This window comes from Pseudomonas sp. H1_F01, assembly GCF_054681425.1.
On sequence record NZ_CP162823.1, the window covers coordinates 2,550,057 to 2,571,584 of the forward strand.

Consider the following 21,528-nt stretch of genomic DNA (forward strand, 5'->3'; position numbering starts at 1 on the left):
ACATGGCGCGTTTCTTTATCGACCGGCCGATTTTCGCCTGGGTCATCGCCATCGTCATCATGCTCGCTGGCGCCTTGTCCATCAGCCAGTTGCCCTTGGAACAGTACCCGGACATCGCGCCGCCGACGGTGCGCATTTCCGCGACCTACACCGGCGCCTCGGCCAAGACCGTGGAAGACTCGGTGACCCAGGTCATCGAACAGCAAATGAAGGGCCTGGACAACCTGACCTACATGTCGGCCTCCAGCAGCTCGGATGGCAGCGCCAGCATCAGCCTGACCTTCACCGCCGGCACCAACCCGGACGTGGCCCAGATGCAAGTGCAGAACAAGCTGCAACAGGCCGAGTCGAGGCTGCCGCAGTCGGTGCAAAGCGAGGGGCTGACCGTGACCAAGGGCGGTTCGGACTTCCTGATGATTGCCGCCTTGGCCTCCGACAATCCGAGCGTCACCGGCACGCAGATCGGGGATTACATTTCCAGCACCTTGCTCGATTCCATCAGCCGCATCGACGGTGTCGGCGATGTGCAGACATTGGGCTCCGGCTATGCCATGCGCATCTGGCTGGACCCGGCCCTGCTGGAAAAATACGCGCTGATGCCTTCGGATGTCAGCACGGCCCTGGAGGCGCAGAACACCGAGGTTTCTGCCGGTCAACTCGGCGCCATGCCGGCGGTGAAGGGGCAGCAGTTGAACGCCACCATCAGCGCCCGCAGCAAGCTGCAAACCGTCGAGGAGTTTCGCAATGTGGTGGTCAAGTCTACCAGCGACGGTGCGGTGGTGCTGCTTGGGGATGTGGCGCGGGTTGAATTGGGTAGTGAAAGCTACGACGTCAGTTCTGCCCTCAACGGCAAACCCGCTGCCGCCATGGGCGTCCAGCTCGCCGCCGGGGCCAATGCCCTGAACGTCGGCGAGGCGGTGAAGGCCAAGCTCAAGGAGCTGGAACCGTTCTATCCGACGGAGATGCAACTCAAGAACGTGATTGCCTACGACACCACGCCCTTTGTCAGCCTGTCCATCGAAGAAGTGGTCAAGTCACTGGGCGAGGCGATTGTCCTGGTGGTGCTGATCATGTTCCTTTTCCTGCAGAACTTGCGGGCCACGTTGATCCCCGCGATCACGGTGCCGGTGGTGCTGCTGGGTACATTCGGCGTGCTGGCGCTGTTCGGTTATTCGATCAACACCCTGACCATGTTCGCCATGGTCCTGGCCATCGGCCTGTTGGTGGACGACGCGATTGTGGTGGTGGAGAACGTCGAGCGGGTAATGGGCGAGCAGGGGCTGTCGGCCCTGGACGCCACGCGCCAGTCGATGGATGAAATCACCAGCGCCCTGGTCGGCATCGCCCTGGTGCTCAGTGCGGTGTTCATTCCCATGGCGTTTTTTGGCGGCTCCACAGGCGTTATCTACCGGCAGTTTTCGGTCACCATCGTCTCGGCCATGGTGCTCTCGGTACTCGTCGCCATGACGCTGACGCCGGCATTGTGCGCGACCCTGCTCAAGCCGTCCGATGGTCAGGGCCATGGCGCTCAACGCGGATTCTTCGGTTGGTTCAACCGCACGTTCGAGCGGGCTGCCGAGGCCTATAAACGCCAGGTGGGGGGCATTTTGCAGCGCGGGCGCGTCGGCTGGCTGGTGTATGGGCTGGTGCTGCTGGTGATGGCCGCCGGTTATTTCAGCCTGCCGACTTCGTTCCTGCCTGACGAAGACCAGGGCATTCTCATGGCCCAGGTGCAGTTGCCAGTCGGGGCCACGGACAGCCGCACCCAAGCGGTGGTCAAGCAGTTCGAAAGCTACCTCCTCGAACAGCCGGAAGTCGAAGCGCTGATCAGCATTTCCGGCCTGGGCATGAACGGCAACAGCCAGAACAGCGCCCGTGCTTTTATCCGGCTCAAGGACTGGAGCGAGCGCACGGGCGCAGGGCAGGGTGCGGCGTCCTTCGCCCAGCGCGCGACCATGGCGCTGTCGAGCATCGGCGATGCCAATGTGTTCGTCATGCAACCGCCGGCCGTGCGCGGCCTGGGACAGACGTCCGGCTTCGACCTGCAACTCAAGGACCTTGCCGGCCTGGGGCATGATGCGCTGGTGGCGGCGCGGGAAAAACTCATCGAGCTGGCCAACCAGGACCCTCGCTTGCTCGGGGTACGCAGCAATGGCCTGGACGACGCACCGCAGCTCAAGGTCAGCATCGATGATCGCAAGGCCGGGGCCTTGGGCCTGAGCACCAGCGACATCAACACCACGTTGTCCACGGCGTTGGGCGGCACTTACGTCAATGACTTCCTCAACCAGGGGCGGGTGAAGAAGGTCTACGTCCAGGGTGAAGCTGCGGCGCGGATGCAGGCGGCTGACCTGGAGCACTGGTTCGTACGCAACAGCAACGATGAAATGGTGCCGTTTTCCTCGTTCGCCAGCAGTTCCTGGAGCTACGGCTCGCCGTTGCTGGAGCGCTACAACGGCAACGCCTCGCTGGAGGTGGTTGGCGATCCGGCGCCCGGCGTCAGTTCCGGGGACGCCATGGATGCGGTGGAAGCGCTGGTCAAGCAATTGCCGGAGGGCATCGGCTACGAGTGGACCGGGCAGTCCTATCAGTTGCGCCTTTCCGGTTCGCAGGCACCGTTGCTGTACGGGATTTCGGTGCTGTTCGTATTCCTCTGCCTCGCTGCGCTCTATGAGAGTTGGTCGGTGCCTTTTTCGGTGATGCTGGTGGTGCCGCTGGGGGTGGTGGGCGCGGTGCTGGCCACGCGTGTCAGTGGCTTGAGCAACGACGTGTACTTTCAGGTCGGGCTTTTGACCACCGTGGGATTGGCCGCCAAGAACGCCATTCTGATCGTCGAGTTCGCCAAGCACCTGCAAGAGCAGGGCAACAGCTTGCGCGAGGCGACATTGATCGCTGTGCGCCAACGCCTGCGGCCGATTCTCATGACGTCCCTGGCCTTCATGTTCGGCGTATTGCCCCTGGCCCTGAGTAGCGGTGCCGGTTCCGCCGGACGTCAGGCCATTGGTACCGGTGTGCTGGGCGGCATGTTGTCCGCCACGGTGTTGGGGATCTTCTTCGTTCCTTTGTTTTTCGTGCAGATTCGCCGGCGTTTCGGTCGCGTTTCCACGGCTTCGACCTCTGTTCCATCCGCCCAGTCAGGTGACGCATGATCAAGTTCCGCTGGCCATTGCTGGCCATCCTCACGCTGCTCGGTGGCTGCATGAATCTGGCGCCGCAGTATGAACGCCCTGAGGCGCCAGTCGCCGAGCAATGGCTGCCGGCCGCTAGCACGCCCAAGGGCCAGGTGAGCGCCGACATCGAGTGGCAAAGCTTCTTCACCGACAGCCGCCTGGCGCGCTTGCAGTCCCTGGCGCTGAGCAACAACCGCGACCTGCGCCTGGCGGTCCTGAACGTTGAAAAGGCCCAGGCGCAATACCGTATCCAGCGCGCCGAGTCCTTGCCTTCGATCGATGCCAGTGTCAGTGGCACTCACAGTCGCACGCCCGGCTCGTTGTCCAACACGGGCTCGGCGGCCACCACCCATGACTACAGTGCGCAACTGGGTTTGAGCAGTTATGAAGTGGACCTGTTTGGACGGGTGCAGAACCTCCAGGACGAAGCCCTGGAAGACTATCTGGCCCTGACCGAAACCCGACGCAGCACGCAGATCAGCCTGGTGGCCGAAGTGGCCACGGCCTGGCTGACCCTGGCGGCCGACAACGAGCGCCTGCACCTGGCCCAGGAAACCTTGCGCAGCCAGCAGGCGACCTACGAACTGACCCAACGCAGCCACGCCTTGGGCGGCTCCTCCGGTCTGTCCGTGGCCCAGGCGCAAACCACCGTGGAGTCGGCGCGGGTCGACGCGGCGGCGTATGAAAGCCAGATCCTGCAGGATCGCAACGCACTGCGCTTGCTGGTGGGCAGCGACATTCCCGAAGAGTTGTTGCCGGGCGCGTACCTGGAATCGGCCGCGGCGCTGGTGCAGGTGCCGGCAGAGCTGCCTTCCAGCCTGTTGCAACGACGCCCCGATGTGCTGGCCGCCGAGCATACGCTCAAGTCGGCCAATATCGACATCGGCGCCGCCCGTGCGGCGTTCTTTCCCAGCATCAGCCTGACGGCCAATGCCGGCTCCTCAAGCTCGGCCCTGTCCGGCCTGTTCAAGTCCGGCAGTGGCGCCTGGACATTTGCCCCGAGCATCAGCCTGCCGATCTTCGATGCCGGCAGTAACCGCGCGACGCTGGACTCGGCCAAGACCGAGCGCGAGATTCAGGTGCAGACCTATCAGCAAACACTGCAGAGCGCCTTCAAGGAAGTGGCCGATGCCCTGGCGGAGCGCAGCACGCTGGATCGCCGTATCGAGGCCCAACAGGCGTTGACCGACGCCAGTCGCAAGAGCTTCGAACTCTCCGACGCGTTATACCGTGGCGGTTCGCAAAGCTATCTCGAAGCCCTCGACGCCCAGCGTTCCCTGTACAGCGCGCAACAGGACCTGATCACCCTGCGCCTGACCGAGCAGAGCAACCGCGTGACGTTGTACAAGGTGATGGGCGGCGGCTGGAATTAAGGAACCCGCCCCTGTGGGAGCAAAGCTTGCTCGCGATAGCGTCAGCACATCCAACATCACGGCAGACTGACCCACCGCCATCGCGAGCAAGCTTTGCTCCCACAGGGGGTCTGTGGTGAGCATCGGCCCCATGCCTCCCCGGAGCACCCCGTGGGAGCAAGCTCAGCTCCCACAGAAGATTTGTGGTGAGCACCGAATCCAGCTCCCACAGGGCAATGGTGAACCATAGGAATTGGAAACAGGCTCAAGCCGCTGTCGATTTTTCCCGGCTGTCACTCGCGGTGTCGCGGAACAGTCTGGGTGACATGCCGAACGTCGATTTGAAATGCCGGCTGAAGTGGGAACTGCTGCCATAGCCCCAGGCGTAGGCGATCTCGGTGAGCGAGCGGTGGGCATGTTCCCGGTTGCGCAGGTCTTCGGCGCAACGTGACAGGCGCCGCTGCCAGATGTATTCGCTGACACTGCACCCCAGTTCATCCTGGAAGGCGCGGTGCAGGCTGCGGACCGAGCACTGTTCGGCGTTGGCGATGCGTTCGATGGTCAGGTCGCGGTCGGCCAGGTGGCGCTCGATGTACGCCTTGAGGCGGTTCTGCTTGAAGAAGCGGAAGTCGTGTTCGAGTTGCTTTTCTTCCTGTTTGTTCTTCAGCGCGTTATCCAGCAGCCCGGTGATGCTGTCACCGATCAGCCCGGCCGAATGGTTGTTCAGCAAGGGATATTGATTGTAGGCATCGCTGATCAGGTGCATGAGCATCCGCCCCAGTCCATTGCGACCGTTAAGGTGCATGTCGCCGGTTTGCGCCAGTTGCCCGGATGCACCCTGGAACAGCAGGATGAAGTGTTCGCAACCTTGCGTGCTGGTCACATTGAAAGGTTTGCCGCAGTCGACCAGGAGCATTTCGTCAGGGGCCAGTACGCTGCTTTGCTGGCCCTGCTCGAAATGACTGACACCAGCCACCTGCATGATCAACATGCGCGGCGTATCGAGGGCGTCGACCGCCTTGCTCAGGTGGCGCGAATATCGATGGGCGCTGGCGGTCATTCGACAGAAACGCAACTGGCCCAGGTCCCCGTACTCCAGCCGACCCTGGAAGTTGCTCTCATGCAACGGGTCGATGAACGTCGATTCCAGCCGTTTTATATAGTCCGGCGTACGCCCCAGGTGATCGCTCATGAACTCTTTCCATTTCATCAGGCGGTCGGAGCGAACAACCTGATCGGTGGACACGCAGGCTAAATGGTTCATTTTTCGCCTCTATTTATTATTGTTTTCTGACGGATCGGGCAAAGGGGTCGATTTGCCCGATCCGGGCCTGATCAAGGGTGCCAAAGACTCAGAACGGGTAGTGATGGCCTCCGGGCTGCCAGGTCACCCAATGGGCACGGGTAAACTCATCCAGGGCATAGTGACCGTTGAAGCGACCGAGGCCGGAATTCTTTTCACCACCGAACGGGGCATTGGGCTGGTCATCGACGGTGATGTCGTTGATATGGGTCATGCCCGCCACAATGCCACGGGCGAAGTTCAAGCCACGGGCCATGTCCCGGGTGAACACGGCGCTGGACAGGCCATACTCGCTGGCGTTCGCCAACGCCAATGCATGGGTTTCGTTTTCTGCGACCAGCAGCGGCAGCAGGGGGCCGAACGTCTCATCGCGGGCTAGTTCCTGATCGGCTCCCACTTCACCGAACACATGGGCAGGTAGCACCAGCCCGGATGCCGGGCCGCCGCAAAGCTGCTTGAGGCCAGCACTCCGGGCGCCGTCGAGCTTACGCAGCAGGCCATCGAGCTGGCTCTGATTGACCACTGGCCCGATCACCGTGTCGGCCTTGGTCGGATCACCAATCTTGAGGTTGCGCACGCGCTCCACCACCAGCGCTGCGAAATCGGCATACAGCGAGCGGTCGACGATCACCCGGTTGACGCTCATGCAGATCTGGCCCTGGTGCAGGAAACGCCCGACCACCGCGGCGTGTGCCGCAATTTCGATATCGGCGTCATCCAGCACCACCAGCGGCGCGTTGCCGCCCAGTTCCAGGGCCACGCGCTTGATGTGTTTGCCTCCGGTGGCAATACGGCCGACATTGCGCCCCACATCCGTCGAACCGGTGAAGGAAATCAGGCTCGGCACCGGGTGCTCGACGAAGGCATCGCCGATTTCCGAGCCTGCGCCGACCACGACGTTGAGCGAACCCTCGGGGAAGCCGGCTTCTTCGAACAGGTGGGCGATCAGCAGGCCGCCGGTCACCGCTGTGTCGCTGGCGGGCTTGAGCACAATCGTGTTGCCCAGGGCGAGTGCCGGCACCACCGAGCGCATGCTCAGGTACAGCGGGAAATTCCATGGGCTGATCACGCCCACCACACCCAAGGGCTCACGGAAGACAAAACTCTGTTCGCCGGGCTTGTAGCTGGTCAGGATCCGACCTTCTACCTGCATCGGCATCGTCGTGCATTCGCGCACCAGGTTCAGCGTGAATTGCCATTCCATGCTCGCCTTGATCCGGGTGCTGCCGGACTCGTGGATCAGCCAGTCGATGATTTCTTCGCGGCGGTTCTGGATGACCTGGGCGAGCTTTTCAAGTTGTGCGCCGCGCTGGGTGGGGTGCAGCTGTGCCCACGCTGCCTGCGCCTGCTGCGCTGCCTGATAGGCGTCGTCGAGATCGGCAATCGAGGCCAGGGGCATCTCCAGCAGCTGTTCGTCGTTGAAAGGGTTGCGGTCGTCCAGGCGGCGTGCGGAGCGCCCTGCACGCCAGGTGCCGTTGATGTATTGGTCGCCGTTGATGGCGTAGGGCACGAGCGGTTGAGTCGTCATGGTCTTTTACCTTTGGAGGCAGGTGGTCGCCTCGTTTAGAAATCAAGGGTGCAAACGCCGATGGGGAAAATTGCTCAGCTCCTGATCCAGGCGCGGCCCCAGGAATTGAGTGTGTATTCCTCCTGTGCCCAGACACCGGGCTGGCGGCTGGCATCGGTGACTTCGAGCTCAGCCGAGAACTCCAGGCGGTTGCGATCGGCATCGACCACCATGAAGAACAGGTTGTTGCCCGGCCCATGTCGGCCGGGCCCGAAGAAAATGGTGATGCGCTCCTTGGCGAAACGATCGCCCCAGTCGCGGATGTCATTCCATTCGTTGGTTTCGTAACAGTGGTGGTCCCACTCGTTTTTCGAACCGCGGAAAAATGCCAAGGTGTGGTGCTCGTCGTCCGAGCGCAGGAAGCACGTCATCAGTTGGCCGGTCTGCTCATCCACGACATTGTCCGAAACAGTGAAGCCCACCGTGTTGACGTAGAAATCGATCATGGCTTCCAGCTCTGTGGTCTGGAACACCACATGTTGCAAGCGGCCGGGCATGCCTTGGCCGGAGGCCTGGAGAGCGGGGTGAGCGACGCCAAATATCGTTTGCCGGCCCTGGGGATCACGGATCAGGAAAGCCCCCGTTTCGAGCAGCGGCGAGTCGACCTCTTCGATGACGCAGCCGTTGCCGAGCAGGCGAACCCGCAGTGATTGCAGTCGAGGCAGACTGCCCAGGTCGAACGCCGCCGCGAGCAGGCCGCTGTGGTCGGCGGGAGACACGAGCATGGCGCGTTGCGGGCCGCTGAGCATCCAGCTGCCATCGGCTTGCGCCTGGCTGTCCATGTCCAGCATCCGTCGATAGAAATCGATTTGCCGTTGCGCGTCCTTGCTCGCCAGGTGCAGGTAGCACAGGCGTGCAGGTGTGGAAGTCTGGAGTGTTTGCATAACCACCTCTGTGCTTGAAGGTTTAATGAAAGACGGGCGCGATGCTCGGCTCGATTGCGCTGCTGTGGGCCACGGCGATGCCGAACAGCGACTGCAACGATTCGGCGGCCCGGGTTTCGGTAGCCTTGTCGAAAATCGCGGCGATATAGCGATCCGGACGCAGCAGCAGGAACGGGTGCGAATCGCCCAGCAGGGTTTTGAGCTGGTCTTCACGGTCCTGGAGCACCGTGCAGCCGGGGATCGACGGCATCGCCTGGACAGACGCGGGCAGGATCAGGATGCGTCTGGCTTCAAGGTGGCTCCAGAGGCCATGCTTGAGTTCATCGATACGCTGGCGGGTCGGGTCGCCGTATTGAATCAAGGCGAAGCCGGCGCCGATGGCGTCATCGAGCAGGCGTTCCTGGCCGTGGGCGTCGGTGAGTATCGGTTGCGGGAACATCTGTCCGCAGGACAACGTGCCTGCTTGCCCCTCGGTCAGCACCAGGCCCCGGGTGAAGCGGGGTTTGGGCTTGAAGCGCATTTGCAGGAAATAATCGCGCAACGGCGGCAACAGGCCGATCAAGGCGAATGCACCACTGATCAGGCGAGCGCGCAGGACGGTGGCCGGTGCCATGACCACGCCGAGGTTCAAGGCCAACTTGATCAAGGCCCATGCATGATCACGACGCTCGCTTTCGTAGGACAGCAGTGCGCTTTCCGCCATTTTTCCCTTCAGCACGCCGACCAGCTTCCAGCCCAGGTTGTGGGCATCGCGCACGCCGCTGTTCATGCCTTGCCCGGCATAGGGCGGGGTCAGGTGCGCGGCGTCGCCGGCGAGAAACACCCGCTGCACCTGCCACCGCTCGGCGACCCGGGCGTGGAAGGTGTAGACCGTCTTGCGCACGATGGAAACCGGCGCGTCTCCCTTGAACGGGCGCAGCAATGCTTGCAGGCAGGTTTCGTCGAGCACCTGTTCGTCCGTTTCATCGGGCTTGAGCAGGAACTCGAATCGGCGCGTACGGTGAGGGCCGGGTACTTCCACCACCGGGCGTCTGGCGTCGCAATACACGCGGGTCTGCCAGAAGGGGTCGTCGTCCTGGTCGGTATCGACCACCAGCCAGCGCGAGGAGAAGCTCGAGCCGACCATCTCGATCCCGAGTTGCTTGCGCACCGGGCTACGGCCGCCGTCGCAGGCCACCAGGTAAGCCGCGTGGACTTCCATCAGTTGCCCATCAGCGTCACGCACCAGCGCGCACACGCCGTGTGGGTCCTGGGTGAATTCCACCAGCTCGTGGCTGAACCGAGCCGTCAGGCTGGCAAAGCGTTCGAGACCTGTCCTGAGGGTGTTTTCAAACAGCGGTTGGCGAAAGGCGTTGCGCTTGGGGAAGCCATACAGCTTGCCGGTCGGCTCGACCTTGCCGAAGCAGCGACCGCCGGGCCGGGTGAAGTAATGCACGCCGTAGCCGGGCACGACATCACGCAGCACGGCGGCATCGAGCCCGATGGCCTGCATGGTGCGCAAGGATTCGTCATCGATTGAAACCGCGCGCGGCTCGGTCACGGTGCCCGGCTTGCGATCGATGATCAGCGTGTCCACATCGGCTTGGCCGAGCAGGTTGGCCAGGGTCAGCCCGGTAGGACCGGCACCGATGACCAGGACCTGGGTATTGATGCGTTTGAGGGTTGTCATTGTTATTCCCTTCCGGATGGCTCAGCCCAGTGGCTTGGCGCGGTTGGCGAGCGCACCCATGCGTTGCGACAGTTCCTGCGCCAGGGCAAGGATCTGCTGCCCTTGTGTCTCCTCCTGGGCACTGTCGCGTTCTCGCACCGGGCGCACGCAACTGATGCTGCCGACGACCTTGCCATCGCCATCGAAGATCGGCGCGGCCAGGCCATAGACGCCCGCGTCGACTTCACCTGCGCTGGCCACATAGCCTTGGCGACGCAGTTGCTGCAGCGAGCGACGAAATGCCTCCCAGGTCTGGCCAAGTTGACTGGCGCGCACTTCATCGGGGTGGTCGAGAAACAGTTGGCTGTGTTGGCGCGAGGTCATGTTGGCGAGGATCGCCTTGGACGTCGCCCCCAGGAACAAAGGCCTGGGCGAGCCACGGGAGTAGCTGACCTCACTGAACAGGTCTCCGTGCTGGTGAATGCACACGACCTGGTCCTTGAACAGCCGGCAGATCAGCCACACCTGATGTTCGCTCCACTGCGGGAAGCTGGGCTCAAGCGATTGTGCGGCGCGTACGAGGGGGTCGCTCAGGCGCAGCTGGCGATCCCAGGTAATGATCCGCGCGCCCAGGGCATAACGCCCGGCTTCGACCTGGAACAACAGGTTGGCCTCGGCCAATTCGCGCACGTAGCGGTAGATCGTCGAACGGGTAAAACCCAAGGCGCCGCCCATGTCGTCCACCGCCCAGATCGGGCTCTGTTCGGTGAACAGGTCGAGTACCCGCAGCATGCGCTCCAGGCTCGAGCCTTTGCTGTCGCCATCCTGCTCGGGCAGGGCGTCAGGGGTGTGTAGGTTTTCCATGCTTATTGCTCGTCCACGATGCTGTTGCGCAGGGTGCCGATTCGAGCGATCTCGATCTCGACTTCGTCGCCCGGTTTCATCCACACCGGCGGCTCGCGGAACGCTCCGACGCCGCCAGTGGTGCCGGTGACAATCACGTCACCGGGGGCCAGTTCGGTGAAGGTGGAGCAGTACTCGATCAGCTGGCGCACATCGAAAATCATGTCGCTGGTGCGGGTGTGCTGCATCACTTCGCCGTTCAGCCGGGTGGTCAATTCCAGGTCCTGCGGGTCGCCGATCTCGTCGCCGGTCACCAGCCAGGGGCCGAAACCACCGGTGTTCGGGAAGTTCTTGCCTGGGACGAACTGAATGGTGTGCTTCTGCCAGTCGCGGACACTGCCGTCGTTGTAGCAGGCATAACCGGCGACGTAGTCCAGCGCGTCGGCAGGTTTGACGTGGCGGGCCGCTTTACCGATCACCACCGCCAGCTCGCCCTCGAAATCAAGCTTGTGGGACGCGGTCGGGCGAACGATGGGTTGCAGGTGGGCGGTCTGGCTGTCGGCGAAGCGGGTAAAGATCATCGGATAGGTCGGCATTTCCCGACCGGTTTCGCGCACGTGAGTGGCGTAGTTGATGCCGATGCACAGCACTTTGCCCGGGTTCGGGATCACCGGCAGGAAGGTCACGTCAGCCAAGGGGATACGCGGCAGGCTTGCCAGGCGCGCAGTGCTCAGTTCGTTCAGGCGGTTATGACCGATGGCCTGTTTGAGATCGCTGCCAAGGGTTGGCTTGAGCGATTCCAGGTCGATGATTTGATCACCTTCGACCACACCGTAGCTGCTACGGCCTTGGACAATAAAACTTGCGAGTTTCATGGAGGCTCCTGGAGAGAGGAAGGGTGCAATGAGGGTTAATCTAGTCTTGCTATAAAATCCTGTAAAGTAGGATTTGTACAAAAATCCTAAAATATGGAATTTATGTATTTTTTGGCGCGACTATCCCTTTGGCGGACCTGGGGGGCAAGGGGAGGTGCGAAAAGGGCTCTAAACCTGTGGGAGCGAGCTTGCTCGCGATGAGGCCAGCCAGTTCAATACTCATGTAACTGAACCGCCGCCATCGCGAGCAAGCTCGCTCCCACAGGGATTGTGCTTAATTGACGGGCATCAGGACCCGATGCCAATCAATCGATTGGTGCCCAGCAGCCATGCAGCGACATGCGCATCCGGAAGGGAATCCTGATGCGGGCAATGGGCCCGCTGGCCATGTCACGGGTGTCCAGCACAACCAGCTCACTGCGTCCCTCTGCGATGAGGTTGAGCAGGGCTACGACGTAGCCATCGGCTTCCTCTGCATCCGCCGAGCGCGGTATGAAGATGGGTTCCTGGAAGCATCCGCTGTCGCCGGGAAACCAGGCGTCGGTGCGGCCTGTCTGCAGGTCCAGGTGCGCCAGCAGGTTGAAAAACTGGAAGGGGATTGGCCCATTCGCCGGGTTGTAGGGGCGCTCAGGATCGAAGGCGAGCAGGAAACCATGCTGGTACTTTCGACCGATGTAGCGATCATCACACCGTGGGAACTCGCAGGGATATTCCGTCAGTGGCTGCGGTTGAACGTCCTCCTGCGCGCCATTCAGGTCGAAGGTCCAGCGCATCAGGCTGGCGGCCAGGGTTTCAGGCGGTGGTACGTAGCCGTCGGCCTGGGGGAAGAAGTAGAAGATATTCCCGCCGGTGACCGGCATGTCCACATACACCTTGTCGTCCTCATCGAACGCATTGAGCGTATGCCCCTGGAAACCGTCCTTGGGCCCCTTGAACCAACGCACATCTTGCCCACGCCCGTTGCGCGGCACGATGGCGAACAGCTGGGGCAGGTCGGGTTGCCACTGGAAATGCGGCCCGCCGTTTTTCATGCGATCGACGTCAACCGTCAACGGAATCAACGGGAACACGACGTAGCGTTCGGTCACCGCGAAATCGTGCACCATGGCCGCATAAGGCGCCTGGAACCAGATCTCGTGCAGCAGCTTTCCGTCCGGCGAGATTTCGAAATAGGCCAGGTCGGGCGTGCCGTCGCCTTTGGCCTCATAACTGCAGGCCAGCAGGTTGCCTGTCACCGGATCGAGTTTGGGGTGGGCGGTGAACGTCGCAGCTTTGATCTGCCCATCAAAGCTCCATTCGCCGAGGGTCTCCAGGGTTTCGAGATCCATCGCCCAAGGCAGAGCATCTTCCTTGAGCGCCAACAGGACGCCGTTGTGGGGGATGACGGTGGTGTTGGCGGTGGTGTTGTTTTTCGCCGCGAGGGGGTCATTGGTGTAGACGTTTCGATAGACGCCGTTGAGCGAACGCCCTTCACGGCGCTGGGCCAGCAGGCGATCGGTCTTCACGTAGCGGCGTCGCATCGAGACTTTGCCATTGGCAAAGTTGAAGCGGCTAACCATGCCGTCGCCGTTGAAGAAAATGTCGTTACCCAGCATGGGAGGGTACTGCGGGTCTGGCGCCACCTGATAAAAAGTCCCACAGATCGAAGCGGGCAGGATGCCTTCGATCTCAAGATCGAACACCTCTGCTTCCACGCGGCTGGGCGTATAGAGAGCGCCGGAAAATTCAGGGGTTTGAGGGAATGGAATACTCATCGGGCAATCTCGTCAATGTGCGGGTTCGTTCATGTTCAGGCCGATTGCGGGGACATCGCCGGCCCGGAAGGTTTCACGCCGCGGCGAAAGCGTGCAACGACCAGGCACGAGATCACCAAGGCTAGCAGATAGGCTGAGGCGGCCAGCCATCCGACCGCGCGCAAGTGTCCCTCGCCCACGACCAGTGCGGCGCCAAACGGGCCGAGTCCCTGGCCGATGAAAATCGCAGCGTTACCCAGGCCTGCCAGTCGGCCGGAAGGGTCCAGTTCCGCCGCCATGGAAAGCAGGTAGGGCAGGCTGAAAAACCAGACCATATGGATCAGGCAGGCCGTGGTGATAAAGGCAACGGGGCTGGTGCCATAGACCATGATCAAAGTCGCCAGCAATGCCGTGCCGAAGCTCAACAGTTGTGGAAACAGCAGGCCCAGGCGCCGTCCGATCAGCCCGGCCAGCCCGGCGCCTAGGGCACCGGCAAGGATGCTGCCGCCGAGGATTCCGCCAATCTGCTGGGGCTCCAGGCCGATGCTCTTGCCGATGCGTTCCTGGTACACCCACAGGGCGGAGTGGCCGAAGAACAGCAGGGCAAACAGCAGGATCAACAGCACGGCAGTGAGACCAAATGGCTGGATCGAGCCATTGGCCGCGCGATGGGCGTCCGGGTAGCGCTTGGGCACTCTCCAGCAACCCAGCGCCGCGAGCACGCTGGTGATCGCCAACAGGGAAAACGCGCCATTCACGCCAAATGCTTGAAGGACCAGCGGCATGGAGGTCACCAGCAGCATGCCCCACAGCAGGTTGCCGATGTTGATGATCGCGAAAGTCGCGTCCTTGGACGTGCGCAGCGCTGCGGTGGCATAGACAACCGCCATGACCGCGCCGCCGCTGGCGCCGCAGATCATCCTGGAAATGACCAGTCCGGCCTGGCTGTGCAGTTGTGTGCTGGCCAGGTTACCCAATGCCAGGATCAACAAGGCCACCAGGGCGAAGCGACGGCGGTCGACGTTCGCCATGAACAGGGCGCAGACCCCGCAAGCGATGGCCATCGCCATGAGTTCAGCGGCGAAAAGAGCGCCGATTGCATTGAGCGGCAGGCCGAGTTGGTCGATCAAGGCACCGCCCAGGATCGGCTGGATCTGTAGAGTCCCCAGGGAAATGACCATCATCAGGCAGATGGCGCCCAGTGATTTTTTGCTGTCGATGGAGTCGAGTGCGTTCATGAAGCATCACCTCAGGTAAAGAGCCCGCTCATGCGTGAGCCGGCCTACACGTCAATCAGAACTTGTGGACGTAGCGAACCTGCACCTGGTAATCCGCTCGGGAGCGGTTCTCGACGCCGGTTTCTTTATAGGTGTTGAGCCAGAAGGCTTTGTCTTCGGTGATTTTCCAGAACAGACCCGGGCCAAAGCCCAGCACCTTTTCCCGGGAGTCGGTCAGGGTGTTGCCGTTGACCTTGTCATCCGAGATCTGCCGGAAGTAGTAGCCGTTGATGCCCACCGAGACCTTCGGAAACACTTCGTACGAGGCGGTGAAGTTGGCCCATGCCGACTGTCCTGACTGGGTGTCGCGCACCGCTTGCCCTTCAAAGAACTGCTGCGAACTGCTCGCCGGATCGTCGTTCTTGAAGTTGTACAGATAGTTCAGTCTCCAGCTCACTTCCCAACGGGGTGCCGGCATCCAGGTCGCTGCCCAGTAGGGGTTCAGGGAGAAGTGGTTGGAGCCAGGGTTCAGGTCTTTGTCTTTGTCGTACTTGCCCGTTGGCAGGATGGTGTCGAAGGCCATGCGCTGCACGAAAACCGGCCGGCCGCTGGCGTCGACGATCGGATCGAACTGGACCTGTGGCCCGACCGTGACATCGCCCAGGCCGGTAGCGTTGTCCTTGAGCTTGGCACCGTTGTCACCGAAGTCGCCGTCCAGGGAGACGACGGGGACCAGCAGGCTCCACCCCAGGTGCGCCCCTCCCGCGAAGGTGTCGGGGGAGTAGTAGCTCAGCTGATTGATCATCGTGATGACGTTGATCTTCGGGTCATCGAAGGCGCCGTTTTTCTTGCCGCCGTTGGTCCTGATGCTGCTGGCGGTGCTGAACTTCAGGTAGGTCTGGTGAGTCAGCCCGGGTGGCCCCGCAAACCCGTCGTAGAAGCTGGTGCCGCCCAGGTTGATACCGCTGGGTTGGCTTACGGAAGGTGGAGGAGGGCCGTCGGCTGCATGGGCGGCAAATGACGCGAAGCTGAGTGCCAGGCACGCTGGCAGGGATTTGGTCAGGCTCATTGAAGTGGCTCTATTCTTGGAATTGTGAGCGGGGGAATGTCCCCTGGCACTTCGACTTTAAGTCCCGGTGTTGGGTGATGCTTGAGCGCAACGGCCAGAGTTGACTGGGAGCGCCATGAACCCGGAGAAACGCGAGCGAACTGCTCAGCCGCCAGCGCCAACGGCGCGCCAGGCGGCCTCGGCCAGTTGCTGCCGGTAGAGTTCAGGGCTGCGTTTGACTCGGGCCGAGAGCCAGGCGCGGCAATAGCTCTCCGCTGAACCGATGATCAGTGACGGGATCAGTTCAAAAGGCAGGTCCTGCAAATCCTGCTGGTGGGCAGGGTCGCTGAACCATTGCTTGAGCGCGGCGTTCCTGGCGACATTCGCCTCGGCGAGCCGCTCGTTGAAGCTGCTGCGTGCGACCGCAAAGCGAGCCTGGTACTGGAACCGCGCCCAATCGGGTTGGCTGACCACCCAATCCACGTAGCTGAACACCAAGGCGTGGACCCATTCCCTGGTTGACGTGACAGCGCCGAGGTAGCTGTCCCTGAGCCGTGCCTGGTCATCCAGGGCGGTCATGTACAACGCCGCGACCAAGCCTTCCTTGTTATCGAAATGGTGATAGATCGCTCCCACGCTCATCTGGCTTTCGGCCCGGATGATGTCGATGGTGGTTGCTTCTATGCCCTGTTGGTTAAACAGCGCCAGGGCACATCGGAGAATGTGCCGCTTGGACTCGGCACGGCGCCCTGGGTAGCAACGCTCGAGGAGATCGACAGGTTCCATTTTTCGGCCCAGGCAAAAAGGGGCCATGGTAATTGAAACGACGGCCAGGCACGAGCGATTGACAGGGCGGACATTTACAGAATATTGTTCTGTAACAGAGCAATATTCTGTAAAGGAATGATGTTCTGTCCGTGACTTCAATCCACCTGACCAGAGATCCCCCATGAGCCAGACTCTCAGCATGTACCAAAGCGTTGGCCCGTCCGCTTTCAGCAATATGGCCTGCCAGATGGCACCGTATTTCGGCACCATCAACCCGGAAATTTCTGTGTTGACCCCCGGTCGCGGTGAAGTGAAGGTGCCGTTTCGCAAGGAAATCACCAATCACCTGGCGTCCGTTCACGCGATCGCGTTGTGCAACGCGGCAGAACTGGCGGGTGGGATGATGACCGAGGTGTCCATCCCCAGCGGCGCGCGCTGGATTCCCAAAGGCATGACCGTCGAGTACTTGGCCAAGGCCAAGACCTCCATCCATGCGATTGCCGACGGTAGCGAAATCGACTGGCAGACTTCGGGCGACAAGATTGTCCCGGTCGAGATCTTCGACGAGGCTGGGGTGAAGGTCTTCACGGCGCGCATCACCATGAATGTGAAAATCGGCTAGGTCGCCAGGCCCATCAAACGTCGACTGTCTCCGCCAGATGCGCCATCAGCCACTGGCGGAAGAGGTTGACGCTTTGTCTGTTTGGGGCCCGGCCTTGAGGTTCCAGCAGGCAGAACTGCGCATCGGTGCGCAGGATGGCTTGCGTCGGCCGCACCAGGTTGCCGGTTTGCAAGTGATTGCTGAGCAGGCCCGACCAGGCCAAGGCAATCCCCTGGCCAGCCAGCGCCGACTGGATCAACATGGAGTAGCTGTTGATATTGATGCGCCGTCGAGGTTCTGGCGCCTGGTAACCAAGGCGTTGGAACCAATCCTTCCAGCCAATCCAGTCGCGGTGCTGGTCTTCCAGCCATAACCAGGTGCATCCGCCCAACTGCTTCAGCGTCTCGATCCCTGGATGCTGCGCCAGATAGGCAGGGCTGCATACCGGGAAAATCTCTTCGTTGAATAACGGCGTGACTTTCATGTTTTTCGGCGGTGTGCTGCAGTAATACAGCGCCAGGTCACAGTCCAGCCGGGAAAAATCACTGACTTGATCCGTCGCGATGATGCGCAGGTCAATCTCTTCATTCTGGCGCTGGAACTCCGACACGAGCGGCAGCAGCCACAATGAGGCCATCGCCGTACTGGTGACGACAGTGACCTGCTGCGCGCCTTGCCAATGGCGTATTCCCGCCGTGGCCTGGGCGATCTGTTGCAGCGTATCGCGCACGCTTTCGTAATACTGGCTGCCGGTGGCGGTGAGGTTGATTTCGCGGGTCGTGCGGGTGAACAGCGCCGTGCCCAGGTAGTCTTCGAGCAAGCGCACCTGGCGGCTGATTGCGCCTTGGGTGACGTTCAGTTCGCGTGCCGCCACGGTGAAGCTCAAGTGGCGGGCGGCGGCCTCGAATGCCACCAGGCTGTTGAGGGGCGGCAAGGGTTGCAGTTTCATCAGGCTGGGCCACTGTCTTATTAGGGTAAGCGCACGGAGATTGTGCAGAAGCCAGTGTGCAGTGACTACCTTATTCGCGATGCAAGGCTAAAGATCAAGGACCAGGTCAGAAGTGGGCTTGCTGCAGCACAGCAAACGCAGGCCTTTGTCGATTTCCCGTTGCCGGATACCGCCGTTGTGATTCATCTCGACCGTACCCTGTAGCAGGGCGGTCTTGCAGGTGCCGCAAACGCCCTGGCTGCAGGAGGAGGGCACGATTGCCCCGGCCTTTTTTGCGGCGCTCAGCACGGTCTGATTGCCCGGCATGCTGAACGTCTTCCCCGAGCGCGACAAGGTTACCGTGAACACCTCCTGCTGATCGAGGGAAGGGGCTTGCTCGAGCAACGGTTCCTCGTTCAGTGCGCTGATGTCGAAGCTTTCCTGATGATAGTGGGCGAAATCGAACGCCGCTTCCCTGAGCAGCGACTTGACCGCTTCCATGTAGCCCTGGGGACCACAGGTAAAGATTTCCCGTTCCTTGTAGTCCGGCACTTGCTGGCTCAGCAACGGCAAATCGAGCCGGCCTATCGGTTGCTGCCATTGAGCGGTGTCGCCAAGTCCTTCGCACACACTGATGACCCGCAGTCCCGGCATGGCGGCCTGCATGCGCGTCAATTCTGCGTGGAAGATGATATCGGCAGGAGTACGCGCGCTGTGTACGAAGACAATGTCGAGGTTGCCGGCCATGTCGCAGGCGGCCCGGGTCATCGACATCAGGGGCGTTACACCCGAGCCGGCCGACAGGTACAACAACTTGGTCGCAGGATGGCCGACCGGTGTAAAGCTGCCCGCCGGACCGGACGCCTTCAGGCTGTCGCCGGGCTTGAGGTGGTCATGCAGCCAGTTCGATACCGCGCCCCCCGGCACACGTTTGACGGTAATGGAAAACGCAAAGGGCCGGGTCGGGGAGGACGACAGGGTGTAGCAGCGGAAGAGGGTCTGCCCGCCAATGACCGGTGAGATCGTGATGAATTGACCGGGTTCGAAACTCAGTGCGCTGAAGTCCGCACAACGAAAAATGAAGGTTTTTACGTCATGGGTTTCCTGGCGCACAGCGCAGCATTGCAGGGTTTTCTGTTCCCCGCTGTGCCATTGCGAGCCGAACGTGCCCCAGGTGGTCGGATCGGTAAAGCGCTGGACCGCGCTGGTGTTTCCAGGACACGTCAGGTTTTCGTAAGTCGTCATGTTCATTCCTCACACGCCGTGGGCGGCCAGACGCGCCGCGTACCAGCGCGAGAACTGGTCGACATAGGTTTCGGTAAAGGCCGAGAACGGCCCGGGCGTGTAGGCGGGATCCTGGGTGCCGCTGTGGGTGATGCCGACGAGGCTGGCGTCTTGCAGGTTGGTCGCCGCCCAGACTTCGGTCAGCTTATCCACCTGGTAGTCGACGCCTTCGACGGCATCGGCATGAACCAGCCATTTGGTGCGCACCAGGGTTTTATCGGGTGCCAGCGGGATGATGTAGGAGACTACGGCGTGATCGCTCATGACATGGGTCCAGGAGTTGTGCGTCCAAAGATGCACGTCGCCCAAGTCGCGGCGGGTGAGGTCGCCAAACAGCCGGGTGCACGCCACGCGGGTGTCCAGGGTCTGGGATTCGCCGTTGCCGGCAATGGCCAGTCGCTGCGAGCGGAATTGGGTCACGGCGTCTTCACCCAGGTGTTCGACGGCATCGCAGATATAGCCTTCGCGCTCCCAGTTGGCCTTGGTGTCGGCATTGCGGCGGTGATATTCGGCCAGTGCCTGAAGTGAATCCTCGCCCAGCCCATCGGTGCAGAAACCGAAATCTTCGGGCAGGAAAGAAGCGGTCAATTCCGGGTGGGTGGCGGCGCAGTGATAACACTCGCGGTTATTCTCGATCACTAGTTTCCAATTGCCGTTCTCGATGATTTCCGATTCGTAGGCGATCTTTGAGTGGGCGATGTCGTATTGGGCGAAACGCGGCGTCATGACCTGGTCAAGGTACAGGATGTCTTCTGGTGGTTCGTCGCCGAGGCAGACGAAGACATGGGTGCCGATGACCCGGGTGTGCACAGGGATCAGGCTTTTGCATTTAGGGTCGAAGTCCTTGCCCATGTGTGCCGCATGTTTCAGGCTGCCATCCAGGTCGTAGCTCCACTGGTGGTAGGGGCAGACCAGCATGCCCACCGTCGACTTGCCGGCCTGTTTCAGGCGAGCCCCGCGGTGACGGCAGACATTGCGAAACGCTTGCACGTGCTCGTCATCGTCGCGTACCAGGAGGATGGAGGATTTGCCAATATCAAGGGTCGAGACATCACCGGGTTCGGGGACATCGCTGGTGACGCCCACCAGAATCCAATGTTTGGTGAAGAAGACCTCGACATCGGTTTCAAAAATATCCTGGCGACCAAACAAACCGCCTGGCATGCCATGGCCGGGCGTGCGGTCGGCCAGGAGTTCACGATGGGTCTTCACGGCATTGATTGTCATTATAGGTCTCGCTCACATTCAAATTGATCAGGCGGCGAGTACAGTTTGGAAAGGTGGAATAAGACCGTCAACGCGCTTTATTTTCACGCTCGCATAACTTTGCGTTATGCCTGAAAGTTGACTTTAACTTGTTGATTATCAGTGAGTTAGATAACTGTCATCGCGCAACCAATCGACCAGTGCCTGGGTAATGGGCTCAAGTTTTCGACCGCTCGGAATCACCAGGTAATAAGCGTCTTTTGGCTTGACCACGTAGGGCGTGATTCTGATCAGTTCGCCACTGTTGAGACGGTGCGCGATCAGCCGACTCCATCCCAGTGCAATGCCGTGGCCTTGAATGGCCGCCTGGATCGCATCGTTGTAGGAACTGCAGCGAAATGAATAATTGAGCTTGGGGCGCATATCGCCCAGTTCCCGGCACCAACGGTTCCAGGTCATCCAGCCTTCAAGGGTGGAATCTGAGTCAATCAGCGCCGTGTCCAGAAAATCGGTAATGGATGAAGGTGCCGGGTTGGCGGCGAGCCAGGCCGGCGAGCAAACGGGAAACACTTCTTCATCGAACAGGAAGACCGAGCTGCCATCCTCCCATTTTCCATTACCGAAACGGATGGCCAGGTCGACGTCATCCCGATAAGAACTTGGCGAGACCTGCTGCGTCATCAGGCGCAATTTCAACTTCGGTTGCAGGGTGCGCAGAGCGATCAATCTGGGGAGTATTCTCAAGTGAGAGAACGCCTCCGTGCAGGCGATGGTGATCTCCTGCTCACCAATGCCCTCGGCAATTTTGTCGAAGACACTGGCCATGCGATGAATGGACTCAGCGACGACCAGATGCAGGATATAGCCTTCGTGAGTCAGCTTGATCGCCCGATGAAGCCGATGGAACAGCTTGGTCCCCAGGGTATCTTCCAACAACCGGATTTGTTTGCTGACGGCCGCCTGGGTCACGCCCAGCTCTTGGGCGGCCAGGGTGAAACTGGCCAATCGCGCCACGGCTTCGAATTCCAGCAACGCCGTCATCGACGGTATCAACCGCCGATAGCCCTTGACCTTTTTATCGATATCGCTGGGTTGCATAGG

The 21,528-nt window shown here is 61.1% G+C and carries 17 protein-coding genes; 3 read left to right on the forward strand and 14 right to left on the reverse strand.

The window, feature by feature from the left end; translation table 11 throughout:
• The first annotated feature begins 2 nt into the window (after window positions 1-2).
• Together AB4O09_RS11820 and AB4O09_RS11825 are read left to right on the forward strand one after the other, a co-directional pair.
• Window positions 3-3,149 (forward strand): efflux RND transporter permease subunit, encoded by a 3,147-nt coding sequence (locus AB4O09_RS11820; RefSeq protein WP_013693750.1) that lies wholly within the window; start codon window positions 3-5, stop codon window positions 3,147-3,149.
• On the forward strand, window positions 3,146-4,543 hold the full coding sequence (locus tag AB4O09_RS11825) for an efflux transporter outer membrane subunit (protein WP_013693749.1): 1,398 nt from the start codon (window positions 3,146-3,148) through the stop codon (window positions 4,541-4,543). Before AB4O09_RS11820 ends, AB4O09_RS11825 begins: the two co-directional genes overlap by 4 nt.
• Window positions 4,544-4,787: 244 nt before the next feature.
• Here the strand turns inward: AB4O09_RS11825 and AB4O09_RS11830 are convergent, their stop codons facing one another.
• The 10 genes from AB4O09_RS11830 to AB4O09_RS11875 form a co-directional block, all read right to left on the reverse strand.
• Window positions 4,788-5,786, reverse strand: a complete 999-nt coding sequence (locus AB4O09_RS11830) for a helix-turn-helix domain-containing protein (protein WP_003203486.1) — start codon at window positions 5,784-5,786, stop codon at window positions 4,788-4,790.
• 88 nt (window positions 5,787-5,874) lie between these two features.
• The gene (locus AB4O09_RS11835; RefSeq protein ID WP_027911970.1) at window positions 5,875-7,353 is read right to left on the reverse strand and encodes an aldehyde dehydrogenase family protein; all 1,479 of its coding nucleotides are present in this window, start codon (window positions 7,351-7,353) and stop codon (window positions 5,875-5,877) included.
• A gap of 74 nt (window positions 7,354-7,427) precedes the next feature.
• Window positions 7,428-8,276 carry a VOC family protein gene (locus AB4O09_RS11840; RefSeq protein ID WP_460108254.1) on the reverse strand — a complete coding sequence of 283 codons (849 nt, stop codon included), beginning with the start codon at window positions 8,274-8,276 and terminating at the stop codon, window positions 7,428-7,430.
• A gap of 22 nt (window positions 8,277-8,298) precedes the next feature.
• Complete coding sequence (locus tag AB4O09_RS11845) at window positions 8,299-9,945, reverse strand: bifunctional 3-(3-hydroxy-phenyl)propionate/3-hydroxycinnamic acid hydroxylase (protein ID WP_003203480.1); 1,647 nt, start codon at window positions 9,943-9,945, stop codon at window positions 8,299-8,301.
• 21 nt (window positions 9,946-9,966) lie between these two features.
• Window positions 9,967-10,788, reverse strand: a complete 822-nt coding sequence (locus tag AB4O09_RS11850; protein ID WP_003203477.1) for an IclR family transcriptional regulator — start codon at window positions 10,786-10,788, stop codon at window positions 9,967-9,969.
• Window positions 10,789-10,790: 2 nt separating this feature from the next.
• Window positions 10,791-11,642, reverse strand: coding sequence for a fumarylacetoacetate hydrolase family protein (locus tag AB4O09_RS11855; RefSeq protein WP_003203474.1), 852 nt, complete (start codon window positions 11,640-11,642; stop codon window positions 10,791-10,793).
• Window positions 11,643-11,947: 305 nt separating this feature from the next.
• Window positions 11,948-13,396, reverse strand: coding sequence for a carotenoid oxygenase family protein (locus AB4O09_RS11860; protein WP_013693745.1), 1,449 nt, complete (start codon window positions 13,394-13,396; stop codon window positions 11,948-11,950).
• Between the two features lie 35 nt (window positions 13,397-13,431).
• On the reverse strand, window positions 13,432-14,613 hold the full coding sequence (locus AB4O09_RS11865; RefSeq protein ID WP_426385521.1) for an MFS transporter: 1,182 nt from the start codon (window positions 14,611-14,613) through the stop codon (window positions 13,432-13,434).
• Window positions 14,614-14,668: 55 nt separating this feature from the next.
• Entirely contained in the window at window positions 14,669-15,661 is a 993-nt protein-coding gene (locus tag AB4O09_RS11870; protein ID WP_003203467.1) for a SphA family protein, read from the reverse strand.
• Between the two features lie 144 nt (window positions 15,662-15,805).
• Window positions 15,806-16,426, reverse strand: a complete 621-nt coding sequence (locus tag AB4O09_RS11875) for a TetR/AcrR family transcriptional regulator (protein WP_003203465.1) — start codon at window positions 16,424-16,426, stop codon at window positions 15,806-15,808.
• Between the two features lie 163 nt (window positions 16,427-16,589).
• On the opposite strand from AB4O09_RS11875, the gene AB4O09_RS11880 reads away from it, so the two are divergent.
• Window positions 16,590-17,030: a hotdog fold domain-containing protein gene (locus tag AB4O09_RS11880; protein WP_003203463.1), complete on the forward strand. Its 441-nt coding sequence runs from the start codon at window positions 16,590-16,592 to the stop codon at window positions 17,028-17,030.
• Between the two features lie 13 nt (window positions 17,031-17,043).
• Here the strand turns inward: AB4O09_RS11880 and AB4O09_RS11885 are convergent, their stop codons facing one another.
• The 4 genes from AB4O09_RS11885 to AB4O09_RS11900 all read right to left on the reverse strand — a co-directional run bounded on the left by AB4O09_RS11885 (window position 17,044) and on the right by AB4O09_RS11900 (window position 21,525).
• Window positions 17,044-17,958 (reverse strand): LysR substrate-binding domain-containing protein, encoded by a 915-nt coding sequence (locus AB4O09_RS11885; RefSeq protein WP_013693743.1) that lies wholly within the window; start codon window positions 17,956-17,958, stop codon window positions 17,044-17,046.
• 87 nt (window positions 17,959-18,045) lie between these two features.
• The gene (locus AB4O09_RS11890; RefSeq protein ID WP_003203458.1) at window positions 18,046-19,182 is read right to left on the reverse strand and encodes an FAD-binding oxidoreductase; all 1,137 of its coding nucleotides are present in this window, start codon (window positions 19,180-19,182) and stop codon (window positions 18,046-18,048) included.
• Between the two features lie 9 nt (window positions 19,183-19,191).
• Window positions 19,192-20,448, reverse strand: coding sequence for an aromatic ring-hydroxylating oxygenase subunit alpha (locus tag AB4O09_RS11895; protein ID WP_003203456.1), 1,257 nt, complete (start codon window positions 20,446-20,448; stop codon window positions 19,192-19,194).
• A gap of 138 nt (window positions 20,449-20,586) precedes the next feature.
• Window positions 20,587-21,525 carry a LysR substrate-binding domain-containing protein gene (locus AB4O09_RS11900; RefSeq protein WP_003203455.1) on the reverse strand — a complete coding sequence of 313 codons (939 nt, stop codon included), beginning with the start codon at window positions 21,523-21,525 and terminating at the stop codon, window positions 20,587-20,589.
• Between the last annotated feature and the right edge of the window lie 3 nt (window positions 21,526-21,528).

Bases quoted from the DNA above. Each gene is read 5' to 3' on its own strand.
- AB4O09_RS11835 (WP_027911970.1), bottom strand. From the start codon at position 7,353: ATGACGACTCAACCGCTCGTGCCCTACGCCATCAACGGCGACCAATAC.
- AB4O09_RS11820 (WP_013693750.1), top strand. From the start codon at position 3: ATGGCGCGTTTCTTTATCGACCGGCCGATTTTCGCCTGGGTCATCGCC.
- AB4O09_RS11845 (WP_003203480.1), bottom strand. From the start codon at position 9,945: ATGACAACCCTCAAACGCATCAATACCCAGGTCCTGGTCATCGGTGCC.
- AB4O09_RS11825 (WP_013693749.1), top strand. From the start codon at position 3,146: ATGATCAAGTTCCGCTGGCCATTGCTGGCCATCCTCACGCTGCTCGGT.
- AB4O09_RS11865 (WP_426385521.1), bottom strand. From the start codon at position 14,613: ATGAACGCACTCGACTCCATCGACAGCAAAAAATCACTGGGCGCCATC.
- AB4O09_RS11890 (WP_003203458.1), bottom strand. From the start codon at position 19,182: ATGACGACTTACGAAAACCTGACGTGTCCTGGAAACACCAGCGCGGTC.
- AB4O09_RS11895 (WP_003203456.1), bottom strand. From the start codon at position 20,448: ATGACAATCAATGCCGTGAAGACCCATCGTGAACTCCTGGCCGACCGC.
- AB4O09_RS11885 (WP_013693743.1), bottom strand. From the start codon at position 17,958: ATGAAACTGCAACCCTTGCCGCCCCTCAACAGCCTGGTGGCATTCGAG.
- AB4O09_RS11900 (WP_003203455.1), bottom strand. From the start codon at position 21,525: ATGCAACCCAGCGATATCGATAAAAAGGTCAAGGGCTATCGGCGGTTG.
- AB4O09_RS11875 (WP_003203465.1), bottom strand. From the start codon at position 16,426: ATGGAACCTGTCGATCTCCTCGAGCGTTGCTACCCAGGGCGCCGTGCC.
- AB4O09_RS11855 (WP_003203474.1), bottom strand. From the start codon at position 11,642: ATGAAACTCGCAAGTTTTATTGTCCAAGGCCGTAGCAGCTACGGTGTG.
- AB4O09_RS11840 (WP_460108254.1), bottom strand. From the start codon at position 8,276: ATGCAAACACTCCAGACTTCCACACCTGCACGCCTGTGCTACCTGCAC.
- AB4O09_RS11880 (WP_003203463.1), top strand. From the start codon at position 16,590: ATGAGCCAGACTCTCAGCATGTACCAAAGCGTTGGCCCGTCCGCTTTC.
- AB4O09_RS11850 (WP_003203477.1), bottom strand. From the start codon at position 10,788: ATGGAAAACCTACACACCCCTGACGCCCTGCCCGAGCAGGATGGCGAC.
- AB4O09_RS11870 (WP_003203467.1), bottom strand. From the start codon at position 15,661: ATGAGCCTGACCAAATCCCTGCCAGCGTGCCTGGCACTCAGCTTCGCG.
- AB4O09_RS11830 (WP_003203486.1), bottom strand. From the start codon at position 5,786: ATGAACCATTTAGCCTGCGTGTCCACCGATCAGGTTGTTCGCTCCGAC.
- AB4O09_RS11860 (WP_013693745.1), bottom strand. From the start codon at position 13,396: ATGAGTATTCCATTCCCTCAAACCCCTGAATTTTCCGGCGCTCTCTAT.